Below are 651 nucleotides of genomic sequence, written 5' to 3'. Positions count from 1 at the left end.
CCGCGTGACCTTGGCCTGCAGGAAACTCTGGCAGGACAAGCAGGTCCGGGCGGCCAGCATCGACCAGGGCAAGCGTTTCGCCGAGCGGTGGTGTGCGGCTAGGGTGCTGGAGGGGGTGCCGCTGCGGGAGGCTGTGGCACGCCTGGTCGGCCATCCGCCAACGGCAGCGGCCAAACCCAAACGGAAGCGGGCCGAGACCTCGCAGGAGCGGCGATTGAGGGAAGCGTTGAAAGCCCTGCCTTTGGGTGACCCCAAACTGACCCCACACGTCCGCTAAGCCACTGATTCCACAAGATCGCTGCTGATCGCGAGTGATCGGCTTAGTCGTTGTTTCTGTTGATCTTCCGCGACCTTGACATGGTAGAAGTCACTACGGACGCGGCCTATCTATCTCTGGGCAGACCGGGAACTTACGCTTCTGGGCAAACTGTAAGCCTTCGCCCTTTAGCCGGTAGCGCGGTTCGCTGATGCTGGATAGTTGGTCCGTCGCCCATTCTCTTTCCACAAGCCCTTCCAAAGCTTGCCGGATGTCACCTTTTGGCGGCGTAACCATCGCCAGCTTTTGGCTGATTTGGGAGGCTGAAATCCAGGTGTCGTCGAAATAGCGCAATACACGAACGCACTCCACCTGCAGTTCGCTTGGTCTGAACG

At 60.1% G+C, this 651-nt stretch carries 1 protein-coding gene and 1 pseudogene; one reads left to right on the top strand and one right to left on the bottom strand.

Annotated elements, in window-relative coordinates; all coding sequences use genetic code 11:
- A pseudogene (locus ACXJKH_RS21805) lies at positions 1–277 on the top strand (hypothetical protein); the annotation flags it as partial.
- A 93-nt stretch (positions 278–370) separates the two neighbouring features.
- Here ACXJKH_RS21805 and ACXJKH_RS21800 read toward each other — a convergent pair.
- Positions 371–651, bottom strand: a 281-nt coding sequence (locus ACXJKH_RS21800; protein ID WP_457322510.1) for a hypothetical protein, incomplete at its 5' end; no start/stop codon positions are given.

It is taken from the genome of Stenotrophomonas sp. P5_B8 (assembly GCF_054049855.1).
Note: the sequence above shows the minus strand (reverse complement) of the source record. Positions and strands in the feature narration are given on the sequence as shown.